Source organism: Barnesiella sp. An22 (assembly GCF_963931395.1).
GTDB lineage: Bacteria > Bacteroidota > Bacteroidia > Bacteroidales > Barnesiellaceae > Barnesiella > Barnesiella merdigallinarum.
Genome location: NZ_OZ007014.1, coordinates 217,382 through 235,249 on the forward strand (window position 1 = coordinate 217,382; position 17,868 = coordinate 235,249).

Consider the following 17,868-nt stretch of genomic DNA (forward strand, 5'->3'; position numbering starts at 1 on the left):
TTCTTTCCAGGAGACCAGAGAGATACGACAACGGGACTGCTCACGAGGGCAGTCCCGTTGGTCGTTTATGGGGTGAATGCAGGTATCAATATTTGAAGCTGCTGCCGCCGAGGAACTCGCGCAGAAGCGAGGTAGGCGGTATCTCGCGCTGGTTGATCGACTGGAAGTAGCCCAGGAAGTGGAGCAGACGGTGAGCCTCGGCATATTCGCGGCAGTTGTGCGGCACGGCGCTGAGAATGGGCTGTGCATAATCTTTCATCACGGCCAGCTCGAAGAGGAGCGACGAGTTGAACATGGCGTCGGCATTCTCCTGGTAGGGGAAAATCCACTTCTCTTCGCCCCGGCGCACGCTACCCCAGCGGGCTATGGTGCTTTGGGCCGAGGCACCGCGGTATTTGAAGTCGCGGATGATGCGGCGCAGCAGCCGGTTGTCGGCCGTGGGTATCCAGTTGTGGTCGTCGATTGAGATGGTGGTGAGGGCCGAGACGTAGATGCGGTACTTCAGGTGCGGCTCGATTTGAGGCGTCAGGTCGGGATTCAGCCCGTGGATGCCTTCGAGAATGAGCACGGCCCCCTCGTCGAGCTTCAGGGTGTTGCCTCGGTACTCGCGGCTGCCGGTCTCGAAATTGTAGGTAGGCATCGGTACCGTCTCGCCTTGCAACAGCCGGTTGAGGTCTTTGTTGAAGAGGTCGAGGTCGAGGGCATAGAGCGACTCGTAGTCGTAGTCGCCCGTCTCGTCGCGGGGAGTATCCTCGCGGTTGACAAAGTAGTTGTCGAGCGAGATGGCCACCGGCTTGAGCAGGTTGGTCATCAACTGTATCGAGAGCCGTTTGGAGAAGGTGGTCTTACCCGATGACGAGGGCCCCGAGATGAGCACGATGCGGGTGCCCTCCTCGTGGTATCGGCGGGTGATGTCGTCGGCAATCTTGCTGATTTTCTTCTCGTGCAGCGCCTCGGCCACCTTGATGAGGTCGGTCGCCTGGCGGTTCTCGACCACCTGGTTCAAGTCGCCGATGTTGCTCAACCCCACGATGTGATTGAAGGTGAGGTACTCCTTAAAGGCGTTCAACATCTTCTCTTGCGGTTCGATAGGAGCCGGCGTGGTGGGGTCGTCGGGGGTAGGAGGCACGAGCAGCACCCCGCCGTTGTACTTGATCAAGTCGAAACCCTGCAGGTAGCCTGTCGAGGGGGTGAGCCAGCTGTAATACGAGTCGGCCAGTCCGTCGAGGGTATGGTATTGGGTGTAGAGCTGGCGGGTCGACTGCAGCAGTTCCACCTTGTCGAGCATGCCTTGTGCCCGGAATACCTCGATGGCATCGGCCGTGTGGCACTCGATTTTCTCGAAAGGAATGTCGGCTGCGATAATCTGGGCCATGCGCTCCTTGATGCGGGCGATAGTTTCGGGTTTCAGTGCCTCGGGGTTGTCGAGCAGACAGTAGTACCCGTGCGAAAGGGAGTGCTCGATGCGCAGTCGTGTGCCGGGCACGATGTCGCGGATGGCCTTGTACATGACAAAGCAGAGCGAGCGCACGTAGGTGCGCATGCCCGAGGGGTGGGTAATGTCGAGAAACTCTATGTCCTTGGGGCCGTATACCCGGTATCTCAACTCTTCGGTCTTGTTGTTGACATAGGCACATACCGGACGATGAGCCAGTTGCGGTTTGGCCATTTCGTAAATTTCGAGCAGCGATTCACCGCCTTCTACGCGAATGGTCTTTCCGGTGTTTACACAAAAAACGTCAAATTTTTCTCTTTCCATCGTAGTTTTCAGCTCAGGGTAGAGCCTTCTTTAATTCGTTAATAAAAGTAAAACAACAATCTTTCCTCTGGGCAACTATTTTTATTTGTATAAATTTGCAAACGAATGCTTTTTCCAGATGCAAGATTGAGTGTTAAATATACCACAAAGAGGATAATAAAACAACTTATTTAAGAAACTTTTATGGAGTACACATTTCTGGACTTCTTGACCTTAATCGGGTCGGTAGGCTTGTTCCTGTATGGCATGAAGGTCATGAGTGAGGGGTTACAGAAGGTGGCGGGCGACAGGCTGCGCAATATCCTGGCTGTAATGACGAAGAATCGGTTTTCAGGAATGTTTACCGGTATATTGATAACAGCATTGATACAGAGCTCGTCGGCCTCGACGGTGATGGTGGTGAGTTTCGTCAATGCGGGTCTGATGACTCTGGGGCAGTCGATGGCCGTCATCATGGGTGCCAATGTGGGAACCACCGTTACGGCCTGGATTATCTCTATCTTCGGGTTCAAAGTCAACATCACGCTGTTTGCCTTGCCTCTGATTGGTATAGGCACTCCGCTGCTCTTCTCGGGCAGCAGCACCCGCAAGTCGTGGGGCGAGTTTCTCATCGGCTTCTCGTTCCTCTTCATGGGTCTCGATTACCTGAACCACTCGGTTCCCGACCTGAAAAGCAATCCCGAGATATTCGAGTTCCTCACCTCGTATACCCAGATGGGTTTCCTCTCTATCCTGATATTCTGTGCCGTGGGCGCTATTGTGACGATGATTGTGCAGGCCTCGAGTGCCACGCTGGCCATCTCGCTCATCATGTGCAGCAAGGGATGGATTACTTTCGACATCGCCGCTGCCCTGATTCTGGGCAGTAACATAGGTACCACCATTACCCCGTTGCTGGCCTCGATCAGTGCCAACGTGTCGGCCAAGCGGGCCGCCATGGGGCACCTGCTCTTCAACGTGCTGGGGTCGGTTTGGACGTTGATTCTCTATTATCCCTTCATCCGCTTCATCGTGTGGATATGCACCTCGCTGGGGGTAGGCAATCCCAACGACCTGATGGCTTTCGTCTCGGCCAACGAGCAGACCAACCCTTCGCTCATCAATGCCCTCAACAACGGAGGCACTCTGAATACGCCCGACTTTGAACAGCAAAAGGCCCATTTCGAGGCCATGCAGTTCTCGGTATCGTTCGGCCTGTCGATGTTCCACACGGTCTTCAATGTCATCAACGTAACCATCATGATCTGGTTTACAGGGCTCTACGAGAAGATTGTCACCCACCTGGTGCGGGTGAAAGACAAGAACGAGGAGGAGTTCCAGTTGAAATTCATTTCGCGTGGTATGCTCTCGGCCTCGGAGTTGAATTTGCCCCAGGCTCATCAGGAGATTGCCGTCTATGCCGAGCGGGTGCAACGCATGTTTGGCATGGTGAAAGACCTCTTGCACGAGAAGGAGGGGAGCGAGGCCTATATGAAACTCTATAACCGCATCGAAAAGTACGAGCAGATTTGCGACCGCATGGAGCTCGAGATTGCCGGGTTCCTGAATCTGGTAGTGGGTGGCCGGTTGAGCTTCGAAGGCAAGATGCGGGTAAACGGCATGCTCAGTATCGTGACCGAAATCGAGAGCATAGGCGACTGCTGCTACAACCTGGCCCGCACGCTGCAGCGCAAGCAAGACTCGCACATCGTCTTCAACGACGAGATTGTGAGCAACATCGACGCCATGTTCCGCCTCAACTCCGAGGCGTTGTCGAATATGGTGGCGCTCTTGTCGAGCAACGAACCTCCCATGAGCGAGATTATGATTTCGTACAACAAGGAGTGCGAAATCAACAACTTCCGCAATCAATTGCGTAAATCGAACATCGAGAATATCAACAACAAGCATTACGAATATCAGGCCGGTATCTATTACATGGATATGATTTCGGAGTGCGAGCGGCTGGGCGACTATGTCATCAACGTAGTCGATGCCATCAAGCAGCAGGAGGTACGCCACGCCTGACCCGGTTTGTGATAGCCGTATAGCACAGAGCCCGCGGAAAACATCCGCGGGCTCTGTGTGTAATTGGGGAGCAGCAGCGAGGTCACGCCTCGTGTCGTAAATCTTCGATCAGTTCGGCCACGCCTTCCGAAGCCCCCTTCTGGATGACGTGTACGGGGCGGTTTATCGGTACCCGCACCTCTTTGGGGTCGATGAGGTAGATGGGTACCTGCGGGCGTACATAGGCCAGCAGCCCGGCGGCGGGGTAGACGTTGAGCGAGGTACCTATCACCACAAATATGTCGGCCTCTTCGGTGATGCGGATGGCCGGCTCGATCATGGGCACCGCCTCGCCGAACCACACGATGTGCGGCCGCAGCCGGTCGCCGTGCGAGTCGGTGGCATCGGGGGCCAGTTCGTACTGGTCGGGGGTGAGTTCGTAGACCCGGCTTTCGTCCTTGACCGACCGCACCTTGGTCAACTCGCCGTGCAGGTGGAGCACATGCGTGCTGCCGGCCCGCTCGTGCAGGTTGTCGACATTCTGGGTGATGATGGTCACGTCGTACTCTTTCTCGAGCTCGGCCAGCCCCTTGTGGCCCGCGTTGGGCTCGACGGTCAACAGCTCTTTGCGCCGTTTGTTGTAGAATCCCTGTACCAGGGCGGGATTACGTTCCCAGCCCTCGGGGGTAGCCACATCTTCTACGGGATAGCGGTCCCACAGGCCGCCGCTGTCGCGGAAGGTAGAGAGCCCGCTCTCTACGCTCATGCCCGCTCCGGTGAGAACAACCAGTTTCTTTTTCATATCATGCAGACTTAAAAAGGTTTATCGCTTTTTGTGTGGGAAGAACCCACCTAAAATTAGCATAAAAGGGCGACGGGTGCAAACGATTTGTATAAAATATGTTGAAAAACGCTTCTGTACCGGGCTATTCGGGGGCAAATTATATTTTTTTTTAAGGAGATTTTATCGAATTAAGCATAAAAGCCCTATCTTCGCCACGCAAATATTGTATTTATGTTTGCTTAACTGTACAATAGAATAGAAAATGGACAAACTGAGTTATGCTTTGGGTCTCAGCATGGGGCACAATTTCCTAGGTTCGGGTATTAAATCGCTGAATGTCGAGGACTTTGCCAAAGGCGTAGAGGCTGTATATAAGCACGAGAAGCCCGAGATTAGTTTCGAAGAGGCCAAACAGATTATCAACGAGTATTTCACCAACCTGCAAAACGAGATTGCCGAGGAGAACCGGCGGGCCGGCGAGGCTTTCCTGGCCGAGAATGCCAAGCGTCCCGAGGTAGTGGTTTTGCCCAGCGGTCTGCAATACGAGGTACTCGCCGAGGGTACAGGCCGCAAACCCAAGTCTACCGACAAGGTGCAGTGTCACTATCACGGTACGCTGATTGACGGACAGGTATTCGACAGTTCGGTACAACGGGGCACTCCCGCCGTCTTCGGGGTCAACCAGGTAATACCCGGTTGGGTAGAGGCTCTGCAACTGATGCCCGAGGGCTCGCGCTGGAAACTCTACATACCCTCCGATTTGGCATATGGCGAACAGGGCGCAGGGGGCAGCATCCCGGCCAACGCTACGCTCATCTTCGAAGTGGAACTGATAAAAGTATTGTAATTTATTTACCTCATAAACAATGAAAAAAAGTATTTTATTCTTTGTGGCACTTGCCGGTCTTACGGCAATGTCGTCTTGCGGAAACAAAGCCGCTGTGAAACTCGAAAACGCTGCCGATAGTGCCAGCTATGCGCTGGGTGTTTCGAATGGTGCCCGTCTGGGCGAGGCCATGAAATCGGGTATGTACGACCAACTGAAAGGTATCGATACCGGCGACTTCATGAAAGGCTTTGCCGCTGCCATGAAATCGGACTCGACTCAACGCTCTTATGAAATGGGTTTGAGCCAGGGTCTCTATGTGAAAGAGATGTTGAAAAACATCAAGCAAGGCACGGGCCTCGAAATCGATGTGCCTACCTTTATTCAGGCTTACGAAAAGGCTTTGGCCGGCGATACCACGCTGTTGATTTCGGACATGGAGGCCAATGGCGTTCTCGACGCTATCTTCAGAGCTGCTGCCGAGGCTAAGGAAAAAGAGGAACTCGCTCGTTTGGCCGAGTCTCCCGAAGCTAAAGAAAACCTGGCTAAAGGTGAAGCCTTCCTGGCCGAGAAAGCCAAAGAAGAGGGTGTAGTAAAGACCGAATCGGGTCTGCTCTACAAAGTAGTTAAAGCCGGTCAAGGCGAAACGCTTCAAGCCAACCAACGTGCCAAAGTATCGTACAAAGGTACATTGATCGACGGTACTCAATTCGATGCCAATGCCAGCGCTACCTTCTCGCCTGCCGGTGTAGTGAAAGGTTTCGGCGAAGGTCTGCAACTGATGCAAAAGGGTGGCAAATACATCCTCTATATCCCCGCCGAACTGGGCTACGGTGTACGTGGTGCCGGCGACAAGATCCCGACCAACTCGGTTCTCGTATTCGAGGTTGAGGTTCTGGATATTCTGAAATAAGAGGATAACCTCCCGTGAGGGGAAGTGGGTTGCCACAAGGAGCCTCGACCCTTGCGATTGAACCAGACGATTGTATTTTCATAAATAGAGAGAAAGAGCTCGGTATCGCACCGAACTCTTTCTTTTTTTGTAGATCCCCTCGTTGTGAGTTTTGAGATTCAATTAGTCTTTTTGTAGCTCAGGATAGCCCACGAAACCATCGCGGCTCCGATGGTGAGCAGACCCGCCGCATCGGTCCAGACATCGGCCAGCGAGCTGCCTTTGATGTAGATGCCGCGCATGGCATCGGCATAGTAGCGCATGGGATTCAGGTAGGTGATGGCCTGAGCCCACCCGGGCATCGAGGCGATGGGGGTGAAGATGCCGCTCACCAGCATGAATACCATCATGAAGAACCAGGTGACAAACATGGCCTGCTGGGCATTGTCGCTGTAGTTGGAGATGAGCAGCCCCATGCCGGCTGTCACCAGAATGTTGCCGGCCGTGAAGAAGTACATCAACCCCACCGACCCGGCACACGTGTAGCCGAATACCCAGCGGGCAATCAGCAGGCAGGCCGTGAGCACGAAGAAGGCCACCAGCCAGTAGGGTATGAGTTTGCAGAGGATGAAGGCTCCCCGGTTTACGGGGGTGACGTTGATCTGCTCGATGGTGCCCCGCTCTTTTTCGCTCACGATATTGAGGGCCGGAAAGAAGCCCGTGAGCATGGTGATGGCGATGACGATGAGGGCCGGCACCATGAACTTCTTGTAGTCGAGATAGGTGTTGAAGTAGTATTTCGACGACACGTCGAGCTGCGGACCGGCTGCTGCCGTAGTGGGTTGGGTCGGGGCATTCTCGGCGTAGTAGCGTTGGATGCACGAGGTGAGGTAACCGGCCCCGATGCTCCCCTTCGTGCCGTTGATGGTATTGACCTTTACCCCCACGGGCAGCGCCTCGCCCCGCTCCAGACAGCGGTCGAAGTCCGATTCGATGGTCAGGATGGCGTCGGCTTTGTTCCGGTCCATCAGCTGCATGGCCCGGGCCGGGTCGTCGCACACCTCCACTAGGTTGAAGTAGCCCGATGCGGTACAGCTCTCTACCAGTTTCGACGAGGCGACCGACCGGTTGCTGTCGACCACCACCAGGTCGACGTTGCGTATCTCCATGCTCACGGCAAAGGGAAATACCAGCATCATCAGCACCGGGAAGGCGATGGCCATCTTGGGCAGACCGGGATCCCTGAAAAACTGCTTGAACTCTTTCTCCAGCAAATAAAGTAGAACCATAGAACGACCTCCCGATTATAATCTTCGTTTAAATAGCCTTACACTCACGACCAGCAGAAACAGCGTCATCACCAGCAGGATGATGAACTCGGGGTAGATGTAGCTGAAACCCACCCCCTCGATCATTACCTTCTTGACCATGATGATGTACCACTTGGCCGGGATAATATCCGAAACGTATTGCAAAATCACGGGCATGCTCTCGCAGGGGAAGATGATGCCCGAGAAGATCATCGTGGGCATCGTGAGTCCCATGCCCGAGATGAGCAGCGCCGTCTTTTGGGTGGCCGAAACCACCGAGATGAGCAGCCCGATGCCCAGCGATGCGAGAATGAAAAGCACCGACACCACCGCTAGCAGGAACAGGCTGCCCCGCAACGGTACGCCCAGCACGAAGCGGGCGAGCAGCAGGATGGTGACCAGATTGATGAGCGACAGCGCCAGGTAGGGGATAGCCTTGCTGACGATGACTCCCACGGGGCGGATGGGCGAGACGAGCAGCAACTCCAGGGTGCCGCTCTCTTTCTCGCGCACGATCGAGATGGCGGTCATCATCGAGCAGACTAGCATGAGGATAAGCCCCATGACACCCGGCACGAAGTTGTAGGACGACCGCACGGCGGGGTTGTACATGTATTGCACGTGCGGGAACGAGGCCGTTTGCGTGCCCTCTGACGCACTCAACTCGCTTTGCACGGTAGACAATACCCCGTTCACGTAATTGACAATCATTTGGGCCGTATTGGGGTCGGACCCGTCGCCGAGTATCCGTATGAATGCCTTGTCGTAGTGACGCAGCCGCTCGTCGAAGTTGCGTTCGAAACAGACGGCCACGTCCGACTTCCCGGCCCGGAACCGCTCGGCCACCTCGGCTACCGACCCCAATACGGATGTAACGTGCAGATAGGGGTTCTGGTCGATGCGTGCCACCGTCTGCCTCACCGACGGGTCGGCCAGGTCGCCCACCACGTCGACCCGGGCATCGTGCACCTCGGTACTGACGGCAAAGCCGAAGAGGATAATCTGCACGATGGGCATCACCAGCACGATGAGGATGGTGCGCCGGTCGCGGAATATGTGGCGGAACTCTTTCTTGATGAACGACAAAAACTCTTTCATAGCCTTACTCTCTTTTGGCTTGGTAGGCCAGTTTACGGAATACCGCGTCCATATCGGCCGCCTGATGGCGTTGCTTCAGGGCTGCGGGGGTGTCGAGGTCGGCAATGACACCGTCGACCATAATCGACACCCGGTCGCAATACTCGGCCTCGTCCATGTAGTGGGTGGTGACGAATATCGTCGTGCCCGCCTCGGCCGTCTCGCAGATGAGGTCCCAGAAGAGCCGCCGGGTCTCGGGGTCGACACCGCCGGTAGGCTCGTCGAGAAAGACGATGGCCGGTTCGTGGATGAGGGCGATGCTGAAGGCCAGCTTCTGCTTCCACCCCAGCGGCAGGTCGCCCACCAGTTCGTCTCTCAGGTCGGTCATGTTCAGGTAGCGCAGCATCTCGTCGCTCTTTTGACGGATGCGCTTGCCGCTCAAGCCGTAGATGCCGCCGAAGAGGCGGATGTTTTCCCACACCTTCAGGTCGGCATAGAGCGAAAACTTCTGGCTCATGTAGCCGATGTGACGCTTGATTTTCTCCTGTTCGCGGCACAGGTCGTACCCGTTGACCGTGCCGCCGCCCGAGGTGGGGAGGCTCAGGCCGCACAGAATCTTCATGGCGGTGGTCTTGCCAGCTCCGTTGGCCCCGAGGAATCCGAAGATTTCGCCCCGGTGCACCCTGAAGCTGATGTGGTCGACCGCCGTGAAGTTGCCGAACTTCTTGGTCAACTGCTCTACGATGATGATGTCGGTATTTTCGTTCACGCCTTTTGCCTTTCTTTTTTAGCCAGTTCCATGAAACAATCTTCGATGTTGGGCTCGATTTCGTGTACCGTTGCGTCGCTGAATCCCGCTGCCCGAATCTGGGTCTGCAGCTCGTCGGGGGCAATGGTGCCGGGTGCGACGGCCACGTGGTGCTCCGACCCGAACGAGAAGCACCGCAGCAGGTCGTTTCGTCGCCGCAGATACTTCAGCAGCGGATAGGCCGGGTGGCCCGACACGCCGAAGAGCCGGTGCGGATATTGGGCCACGATGGCCGCCGGGGTGCCGGTCTCGATGATGTGCCCCTGCTGGATGAGCGATATGCGGTCGCAGAGCGACGCCTCGTCCATGTAGGGGGTCGATACCAGTATGGTGACGCCGGCCTCGCGGATGCGATAGAGCATGTTCCAGAACTCTTTGCGGCTCACGGCATCGACGCCGGTGGTGGGCTCGTCGAGAAAGAGTACCGTGGGGCGGTGCACCAGGGCACAGCAAAGGGCCAGCTTCTGTTTCATGCCGCCCGACAGTTTCCCGGCCCGCCGGTCGCGGAAGGGTTCGATCTGGGAGTAAATCTCCCGGATGTTTTCGTAGTTGTCGGCTACGGTGGTGCCGAACATGGTGGCGAAGAAGTCGAGGTTTTCGGCCACCGTCAGGTCCTGGTACAGCGAGAACCGTCCCGGCATGTAGCCGATGCGCCGCCTGATGGCCATGAAATCGTTCACCACGTCGAGCCCTTCGACGCGGGCGTGGCCGCTGTCGGGAAGGAGCAGCGTCACCAGTATGCGGAAGAGTGTGGTCTTGCCGGCTCCGTCGGGTCCGATAAGGCCGTAAATCTCGCCCGCCCCGATGTCGAGCGAAACCTGCTCCAACGCCTGGCAGGTCCCGTATCGCTTGCTCACCTCGTCTACTTCAATGGCTCCCATGGCTGCACCTCTCTATTTGAAACGGACGTACGCATACATGCCCAGTTTGAGGAAGCCGTCGTTCTCGAGGGACACCTTGGCGGCATAGACCAGATCGGCCCGCTCGTCCTGGGTCTGGATATTCTTGGGGGTAAACTCGGCCTCGTCGGCAATCCATACCAACCGACCTTCGTATTGGCGGGGCTTGTCGGTACCGTCTTCGATGGTCACCTGCACGGTGTCGCCCAGCTTCACCTCGGCCAGTTGGGCCGTGGTGAGGTAGGCCCGCACGTAGACCTGCTTCAGGTCGGCCATCTTGAAGAGCGATTTCCCTGACGTCACCAGCTCTCCCGCTTCGGCAAACTTGGTCAGCACCGTGCCGTCGATAGGAGCCACGATGCGGCATTTGTTCAACTGGTCCTCCTTCTCGGCAATCTGCACGTCGTAGAGGGCCAACTCTTCGCGAATGCCCGTGTTGTTGCGCTCGTAGGTCTGTTTCTTGGCCGCCATCTCGCGCCGGGTCACGGCAATCTGCGAGGCGAGGTCGTCGACCTGTTTCTGGGTAGCGGCATCCCTGGCCTCGAGAGCCTGGTACCGCTTGTAGTCGGCCTGCTGCTTTTCGAGTTGGGCCTGTTGCGAGGCCAGTTGCCGGTCGATGTCTACCAGTTTGGTCTGGGTGTTCGACCGCTTGCGCACGAGCTCCTGCTTCTGCAGGTAGGTCTGTACCGAGTCGATGACACCCACGGTCTGTCCGGCCGTGAGCCGGTCGCCTTCGGTCAGTTGCAGGGATACGATGCGGCCGTTGGCCTCGGCCGAAACCAGTACCTCGGTCGCCTCTATCTGACCGCAGGCGTCGAAGTCGCGCGAGTGGTCGGCACAACTGCCGAGGGTGAGAAGTGCCGTTGCCAGGGCTGTGTATAAAATTTTCTCTTTCATTGTCTTGAGTTTATGGTTTGTATCGGTTTACTGTCCCAGAGTGGTCTTCAGGTCGCAGATGGCCATGATGAGCTGCACCTGGTGGAGCGATTCGGCCACCCGGGCGTTGAACTCCTCGTCAATCATGTCCATCAGGTCGGTGAGCATGATGACCCCCTGCTTGTACTGCTCCTCGCCGGCTTGGCGAATATCCTCGCGCAGTCTGATGATTTCGCTGTCTTGCTCGAGCACCTGCCGGGCTTTGTGCACCTCATTCAGGCGGTCGGTCACATCGAGCATCGTGTTGAAGACAAAGGTCTCCTGCTCGCGCTCGATGCGCTCTTTCTGTGCGGCTATCTTACGGATGTCGTTCTTGCGTGAATAGAGGGCTCCCAGATTCCACTGCATCTTTACCCCCACGGTGTAGTAGGGTTCGAACTCGTTTTTCAGGATGTTCAATCCCGGGCGTCCGATACCCCCCTGCAACGACAGATTGAACTTGGGGTAGAGGTTGGTCTGCAAATCCTGACGCTGTACCCGGGTCTGCTCCAGCTGTGCCTTGTAGAGTTGCAGTTCGGGCCGCGCCAGGGTAGTGGTGTCGATTTGCAGGTCGACCGGCGGCTCTACGAACTGTGCTTGCGACAGGTCCTCGCCGGTGAGCCGCCCGAGCATGTCGACGTAGGCCTGGCGGTCGGAGTTCAGCGACGAGATGGTCTGCTTGTAGTTGAGTATGTTCACATCGACGATGCTCAAGTCCGACTTGTACGACACGCCGTGCTCGATGCCCGCCAGCACCGACTCGCGGTTGCGGTAGAGGCTCTTGATGGCAATCTCGTTTTGAGCAATCTGCTTGTCGATAAGCAGGATGCCCAGGAAGATATTCTCCACCTTCTGCCTGATGCTGTACAACGATACCTCTACCTGTTGGCTCTGTATCTGGGCATCGGCGCTCACCAGCCGCTTTTTGCTGGCCGTCGTGCCGCCGTCCCAGAGGGTTTGGCTCAACTCGCCCACCAGCGAATATTGGTCGTGAGGCAGGTTGAACTTGAACTCGGGTATTTCGAACGGCATCTCGACCACCTTCGACTGATATTGGGCTTTGCCGCTGATGGTGAGTTGCGGCAGCCAGCTCTGGCTGGCGGTGGACAAATCGTATTTCTCGGCTTCACGGATGAGGCCGAGCTCCTGTATCTGCGGGTAGTTGTTGCGGGCCTTTTCCACACAATCGCTCAGGGTCACTTGAGCGGCGGCCGCACTGGCGATACCGGCCCACAGGATAAGAAAAACCCATCTTTTCATCATATCTCTCTCGTTAAAATGCTCCTTGTTTTTGATTCCTTCTTTCCCGGTTATCGGTCGGGCTCACATCGGCCGTACAGCCGGTGGTAGAGCAGGGCGATAATCTCGTCGTGCCGCCTCTTCAGGGCCTGGTCTATCTGGTCACGCGGCATTCCCACCGCCTGTTCCATCACCGGTACCGACATGTAGGTCGAGAAGCTCAGCGAAATGAGGTCGAGAAACAGTTGTTCGAAGGTGATGGGGTTGCACCGGCCGGCCCGCACCTCGTTGTCGAGCAGGACCTTGTGATGGCCGGCAAGTCCCGAAATGAGGCTTATGGTGCTTTCGCGGTAACGGTTCAGCAGTTCGGGGTTGTGCCGGGCTACGTCGTACAGGAAACTGACCAGTTGGCGATGCTGGTCGAGGAATTCGAGCAGACGGATTACGCCACCTTTCAGGTTGGGCCAAAATGCAATAGTTTCGGCCGACATGGCATTGCGTACCGAGGTAAACAGTTCGTGCAGGTTTTTGTCGAGAACCTTGAAGAAAATCTGTTCCTTGGTTTGGAAATAGTAGTGTAGCATGGCGTGTGTTACACCGGCCCGGCGGGCTATCTCGGTCGTAGTGGCCAGCAGGTATCCTTTCTCGAGAAACAACTCTTCGGCAGCCGCCATGACGGCCCCCTCGGTATTCTTTCTTTTGGTGTTGGGTTTGGCTTGTGACATAGGTCGTGTTTTGTTTAACAGCGCTGTTAATTGCAATTATAACTATTCTGGACAAAACCGACAATAAAAAATCGATTTTTAACACAATCGGGGAGGCGGCAGTTCGCTTCGAAAAGTGTTTCAGCCCTTCTGTATTCTTTATTTTTTTATGAAAAAGTATCTTATAAAGGCTCAATAAGCCATCTGTTTTTAGTAAGGGGAGTATCTTTTTGTCAAAAAAATAGCTAAAACATAGTTGTATATTCAAAAAGAAGTGATATTTTTGTCGCAAAATGATTTATGTAAATAAAATTTTATGGAAAAGATAGATAATTTAGATCGTCAGATTCTCGAGATTATAATGCGCAATGCTCGCATTCCGTCGAAAGACGTAGCCGCCGAGTGCGGCGTTTCGCGTGCGGCTATTCACCAGCGCATACAGCGCATGATCGATATGCACGTGATTACCGGTTCGGGGTATCATGTGAACCCCAAGTCGCTGGGTTTCAGAACTTGTACCTATATTGGGGTGAAGTTGGAGAAGGGGTCGATGTATCGCGATGTAGTTCCCGAGCTCGAAAAGATTCCCGAGGTAGTGGAGTGCCACTTTACCACAGGTCCCTATACGATGTTGTGCAAGCTCTATGCCCGGGACAACGAGCATCTGATGGAGCTCTTGAACGACAAGATTCAGCACATCAAGGGGGTAGTTTCGACCGAGACGCTTATCTCGCTCGAACAGAGCATGAACCGCGAAATTCCGGTGATGAAGGAGTAAGCAACGATTTGCACGGGACACGCTGTGCAGACTCGACGTATAAAGACGAGGATGGCTTCGACTCATGTAGCGCGGGGCCATCCTCGTTTGTTATCAGCGGGTTGGATAATAATCCATGGGGGAAGCATGCCGTATTTTCTCAAGCGGCGGGCGTTACCCGATTGTTTTGCCCCAGTTTCCGGTTGGTTTGCCAGAGCATCAGCAGGGTGACGAGGGTGGCAATCGTGTCGGATACCGGCATGGCGCCCCACACGCCGTTCAGTTCGAACAGGCGGGGGAAGATGAGCAGCAGCGGTATGAGAAAGATGACCTGCCGCGTAAGACTCATGAAGATGGCCTTCGAGGCCATGCCCAGCGACTGGAACAGGTTGGTGGCGACCATCTGGATGCCCACGATGGGGAAGACGCCCATGGCGATGCGCATGCCGTGTATAGCCACGTCGATAAGATGTTCGTCAGTGGTAAAGGCCCGTATGATGTAGTAGGGGAAGAAGGTGGAACCTATCCACCCCACCGTGGCGCAGAGGGTGGCCACGACACAGGTAATCTTGAAGGCCCGTTTCATGCGGTCGTAGTTGCCGGCTCCGTAGTTGTAGCCCACGACGGGCTGCATGCCCTGGCACAGCCCCACGATGAGCATCACCACCAGGGTGGCGTAGCTGTTGAAGATGCCGAAGGCACCAATGGCCTCGTCGCCTCCGTAGCGGTAGAGCGAGGTATTGATGATGGCGTTGATTACGCTGCTGGCGATATTGACCAGGAAGGGCGACATGCCTATGGAGACGATGTTGATGAGGATGGCCCACTCGAGCTTGAAGTACCGGCGGTGGAACCGCACGTTGCTGCGGGTGTTGCAGAAGTGTGCCATCACGAAAACCGCCGAGATGGCCATGGCTATGTCGGTAGCGATGGCCGCCCCCTTGATGCCTAGCTTGAGGCCGAAGATGAAGATGGGGGCGAGAACGAGGTTGGAGAAGGCGCCGATGAGCATCGTGTACATGGCCTTGCCGGGATAGCCCGAGGCCCGCATCATGTTGTTGAAGCTGTAGCACAGGTTGGTGCAGAGCATGCCGGGCATGATGTAGAGCAGGAACTCGCGGGCATAGGGTATGGTGCGGTCGCTGCCGCCGAAGCTGCGCAGAATGTCGTCCATGAAGATGACGAAGAGCGAGAGGTAGCAGAGGGCGAAGGTGACGGAGAGGATGAGGCTGTTGGCCAGAATCTTCTCGGCCTTCTCCTTGTCGTCCTGTCCCATCACAATCGAGATGCGGGCCGCCGCACCCTGTCCGACCAGCATGCCGATGGCTCCCGAAATCGACATGATGGGGAAGGTGAGGGCCAGCCCCGATATGGCGTCGGGGCCCACACCTTGCCCGATAAAGATGCGGTCGATTACGTTGTAGAGCGACATGACCATCGTCCCCACGATGGCCGGTACCGAGTACCGCCAAAGCAGTTTGCCCACGGGGAGCGTGGCCAGTTCGGCGCGAATGTTGTTCTTGCTGTCGTTCATCGTTCAGGTCAGAAATCTCAAGCGGGGTCGCACCAGTCGCCGTTGGCTTTGATGAGGGCGATGAGCTTTTCGATAGCCTGCTCCTCGGGTATGTTCTTTTCGATACAGCTCTTGCCTTTGTAGAGGCTCACCCGGTTGCGACCGGCACCCACGTAGCCGTAGTCGGCATCAGCCATCTCGCCGGGACCGTTTACGATACAGCCCATGACACCTATTTTGAGTCCGGTCAGATGCGAGGTGGCCGCCTTGACCCGGGCCAGAGTCGTTTGCAGGTCGAACATGGTGCGTCCGCAACTGGGGCACGAGATGTATTCGGTCTTGCTGAACCGCTTGCGGGCGGCCTGCAAAATGGTGAACATGTAGTCTGTGAGGCTCTGTGCGGCTATTTCTCCCTCGTTGCAGAGGTAGATACCGTCGATGAGGCTATCGAGCAGGAAGGGGCCGAAATCGGCTCCGGCCTTCACTTGCAGCTCCTCGGGGTTGTTCTCGCGATAGTCTCGCTTCAGTATCACGGGGCAGGTGCAGCCGGCTGCGGTCAGCCGAGCCAAGGCAGCACGCGTGTCGCCCACAGGGTTGATGTGGTGCGAGGTGACGATGAGTACCACCCCCTTCTCGCTGGCCAACCGGTTGAGCAGCGGCTCGGTCAGTTCGGTCGTGTCGGCCTGCAGGAACCGCAGCGGAGCCTGGCACGAGGTCAGGGCTTGCCAGTCGGCAGCCCGGAAGAGCGGGCAGGTGTGGGCCTCACCCCGGTAGTGGGGATAGTCGACAATTGAACGCACCGCACCCCCGGCCGCTTGGTCGCGGGTGTAGTAGAAGTCGGCTTTGGCTCCCTCGCCGGGTTTCCCCTCGGCCAGGACCACCGGCTGTTCGCCGGCGCCAATCTCCTCGATGTGCTCTTTGGGGCGGGCGGCCAACTGCTCGAGCGAGAGTTCGGGAGCCACAATGGGAGCATGGCCGGCCCGGGCGGTGATGTAGTCGACCAGCTTGCGGGCCACCGGCACCTCGGCCTCGGGCGCTTCGCTTAGCGAAACCCGTATGGTGTCGCCTATACCGTCGGCCAACAGGGTGCCTATACCCACGGCCGACTTTATCCGTCCGTCCTCTCCATCGCCGGCTTCGGTCACCCCCAGGTGCAGCGGGTAGTGCATGCCCTCGGCATCCATCGTCTGGATGAGCAGCCGCACGGTGGCTACCATCACCACCGTGTTGGAGGCCTTGATCGAGATGGCTACGTTGTCGAAATGTTCGTCGCGGCAGATGCGCAGGAACTCCATGCACGACTCGACCATGCCCGCCGGCGTATCGCCGTAGCGGCTCATGATGCGGTCGGAGAGAGAACCGTGGTTCACTCCCAGCCGGATGGCCGTGTGGTGCTCCTTGCAGATGTCGAGGAAGGCGACAAACCGCTCCCGCAGGCGTTTCAGTTCGGCGGCATACTCCTCGTCGGTGTAGTCTATCTGCTTGAAGGTGCGGGCGCTGTCGACGAAGTTACCGGGGTTGATACGCACCTTTTCGACGGTGCAGGCCGCTGCGTCGGCCGCCTTGGGGTTGAAGTGGATGTCGGCCACCAGCGGGGTGTGGTATCCCCGCTCATGAAGCTCTTTCTCGATATTGGCCAGGTTTTCGGCCTCGCGCACCCCCTGGGCGGTAAGTCTCACATAGTCGGCCCCGGCCTCGATAATGCGGATACACTGCTCTACGCTGCCCGGGGTGTCGAGCGTAGAGGTGTTGGTCATCGACTGTATGCGTATCGGGTACGACCCTCCGAGAGGCGTGTCGCCTATCTGTACGACGCTGCTTTCCCGGCGACGGTAGTTGTAATAGTCCATGATAAAAGAGAACGGCGTGAATAGGGATTAGTTGGTTTTGAATTTGTATTTGACTTCGGCCAGAGCCTCGTTGGCGGCCACGATTTTCTGGGTGAGTCCGGCTTTATATCGCTCCACCTTTTCGGCAATGGCGGCATCGCCCAGGGCCAGCATCTGGGTAGCCAGGATAGCGGCATTGAGCGAGGCGTTGATACCTACGGTAGCTACGGGGATTCCCGGGGGCATCTGCACGATGGCCAGCAGGGCGTCGAGACCCTCCATGCCCGATTTGATGGGCACACCGATGACGGGCAGCGGGGTCATCGAGGCGATGACGCCGGGCAGGTGTGCAGCCATGCCGGCCGCAGCGATAATGACTTTGATGCCGCGGGCTTTGGCTCCTTTGGCAAACTCCTCGACCTGAGCCGGGGTGCGGTGTGCCGAGAGGGCCAGCATCTCGAAGGGGATTTCGCACTCGTCGAGCAGCTTGGCGGCTTTCTCCATGACGGGGAGGTCGGAGGTGCTCCCCATGATTATACTTACAACAGGTTTCATAATGGTATATATTAC

Annotated in this window: 16 protein-coding genes; 4 read left to right on the forward strand and 12 right to left on the reverse strand. The window is 56.5% G+C overall.

What is annotated here, in order from left to right; genetic code table 11:
* Positions 1–85: 85 nt before the first annotated feature.
* Positions 86–1,759 carry a nucleoside kinase gene (locus tag ABGT88_RS00880; RefSeq protein ID WP_087407853.1) on the reverse strand — a complete coding sequence of 558 codons (1,674 nt, stop codon included), beginning with the start codon at positions 1,757–1,759 and terminating at the stop codon, positions 86–88.
* A 183-nt stretch (positions 1,760–1,942) separates the two neighbouring features.
* On the opposite strand from ABGT88_RS00880, the gene ABGT88_RS00885 reads away from it, so the two are divergent.
* Positions 1,943–3,766 carry a Na/Pi cotransporter family protein gene (locus ABGT88_RS00885; protein WP_087407852.1) on the forward strand — a complete coding sequence of 608 codons (1,824 nt, stop codon included), beginning with the start codon at positions 1,943–1,945 and terminating at the stop codon, positions 3,764–3,766.
* A gap of 82 nt (positions 3,767–3,848) precedes the next feature.
* Here the strand turns inward: ABGT88_RS00885 and ABGT88_RS00890 are convergent, their stop codons facing one another.
* Positions 3,849–4,547, reverse strand: coding sequence for an NAD-dependent deacylase (locus ABGT88_RS00890; protein ID WP_087407851.1), 699 nt, complete (start codon positions 4,545–4,547; stop codon positions 3,849–3,851).
* A 244-nt stretch (positions 4,548–4,791) separates the two neighbouring features.
* Here ABGT88_RS00890 and ABGT88_RS00895 point away from each other — a divergent pair, with 244 nt between their 5' ends.
* Complete coding sequence (locus ABGT88_RS00895) at positions 4,792–5,376, forward strand: FKBP-type peptidyl-prolyl cis-trans isomerase (RefSeq protein ID WP_346699904.1); 585 nt, start codon at positions 4,792–4,794, stop codon at positions 5,374–5,376.
* 94 nt (positions 5,377–5,470) lie between these two features.
* The gene (locus ABGT88_RS00900) at positions 5,471–6,268 is read left to right on the forward strand and encodes an FKBP-type peptidyl-prolyl cis-trans isomerase N-terminal domain-containing protein (RefSeq protein WP_158096831.1); all 798 of its coding nucleotides are present in this window, start codon (positions 5,471–5,473) and stop codon (positions 6,266–6,268) included.
* A 158-nt stretch (positions 6,269–6,426) separates the two neighbouring features.
* Here the strand turns inward: ABGT88_RS00900 and ABGT88_RS00905 are convergent, their stop codons facing one another.
* From ABGT88_RS00905 to ABGT88_RS00935, 7 genes are read right to left on the reverse strand one after another with little or no spacing between them, the layout of a single operon-like run.
* Positions 6,427–7,536 carry an ABC transporter permease gene (locus ABGT88_RS00905; RefSeq protein WP_087407848.1) on the reverse strand — a complete coding sequence of 370 codons (1,110 nt, stop codon included), beginning with the start codon at positions 7,534–7,536 and terminating at the stop codon, positions 6,427–6,429.
* A gap of 15 nt (positions 7,537–7,551) precedes the next feature.
* Entirely contained in the window at positions 7,552–8,655 is a 1,104-nt protein-coding gene (locus ABGT88_RS00910) for an ABC transporter permease (protein ID WP_346699907.1), read from the reverse strand.
* A 4-nt stretch (positions 8,656–8,659) separates the two neighbouring features.
* Complete coding sequence (locus ABGT88_RS00915; protein WP_087407846.1) at positions 8,660–9,403, reverse strand: ABC transporter ATP-binding protein; 744 nt, start codon at positions 9,401–9,403, stop codon at positions 8,660–8,662.
* Positions 9,400–10,323, reverse strand: coding sequence for an ABC transporter ATP-binding protein (locus ABGT88_RS00920; RefSeq protein ID WP_346699909.1), 924 nt, complete (start codon positions 10,321–10,323; stop codon positions 9,400–9,402). The genes ABGT88_RS00915 and ABGT88_RS00920 overlap by 4 nt, the downstream gene beginning before the upstream one ends.
* 12 nt (positions 10,324–10,335) lie before the next feature.
* Positions 10,336–11,238 (reverse strand): HlyD family efflux transporter periplasmic adaptor subunit, encoded by a 903-nt coding sequence (locus ABGT88_RS00925; RefSeq protein WP_346699911.1) that lies wholly within the window; start codon positions 11,236–11,238, stop codon positions 10,336–10,338.
* Positions 11,239–11,265: 27 nt separating this feature from the next.
* Positions 11,266–12,519: a TolC family protein gene (locus ABGT88_RS00930; RefSeq protein ID WP_346699913.1), complete on the reverse strand. Its 1,254-nt coding sequence runs from the start codon at positions 12,517–12,519 to the stop codon at positions 11,266–11,268.
* Between the two features lie 47 nt (positions 12,520–12,566).
* Positions 12,567–13,220: a TetR/AcrR family transcriptional regulator gene (locus ABGT88_RS00935; protein WP_258327609.1), complete on the reverse strand. Its 654-nt coding sequence runs from the start codon at positions 13,218–13,220 to the stop codon at positions 12,567–12,569.
* Positions 13,221–13,515: 295 nt separating this feature from the next.
* Between ABGT88_RS00935 and ABGT88_RS00940 the strand changes: the two genes are divergently transcribed.
* Positions 13,516–13,977 (forward strand): Lrp/AsnC family transcriptional regulator, encoded by a 462-nt coding sequence (locus ABGT88_RS00940; protein WP_025278550.1) that lies wholly within the window; start codon positions 13,516–13,518, stop codon positions 13,975–13,977.
* Positions 13,978–14,116: 139 nt separating this feature from the next.
* Here the strand turns inward: ABGT88_RS00940 and ABGT88_RS00945 are convergent, their stop codons facing one another.
* From ABGT88_RS00945 to purE, 3 genes are read right to left on the reverse strand one after another with little or no spacing between them, the layout of a single operon-like run.
* Entirely contained in the window at positions 14,117–15,490 is a 1,374-nt protein-coding gene (locus ABGT88_RS00945; protein WP_087407841.1) for an MATE family efflux transporter, read from the reverse strand.
* Between the two features lie 17 nt (positions 15,491–15,507).
* The gene (locus ABGT88_RS00950) at positions 15,508–17,319 is read right to left on the reverse strand and encodes a 4-hydroxy-3-methylbut-2-en-1-yl diphosphate synthase (RefSeq protein WP_346699916.1); all 1,812 of its coding nucleotides are present in this window, start codon (positions 17,317–17,319) and stop codon (positions 15,508–15,510) included.
* Positions 17,320–17,346: 27 nt separating this feature from the next.
* Positions 17,347–17,853 carry a 5-(carboxyamino)imidazole ribonucleotide mutase gene (purE, locus tag ABGT88_RS00955; protein WP_087407839.1) on the reverse strand — a complete coding sequence of 169 codons (507 nt, stop codon included), beginning with the start codon at positions 17,851–17,853 and terminating at the stop codon, positions 17,347–17,349.
* Positions 17,854–17,868: the final 15 nt, after the last annotated feature.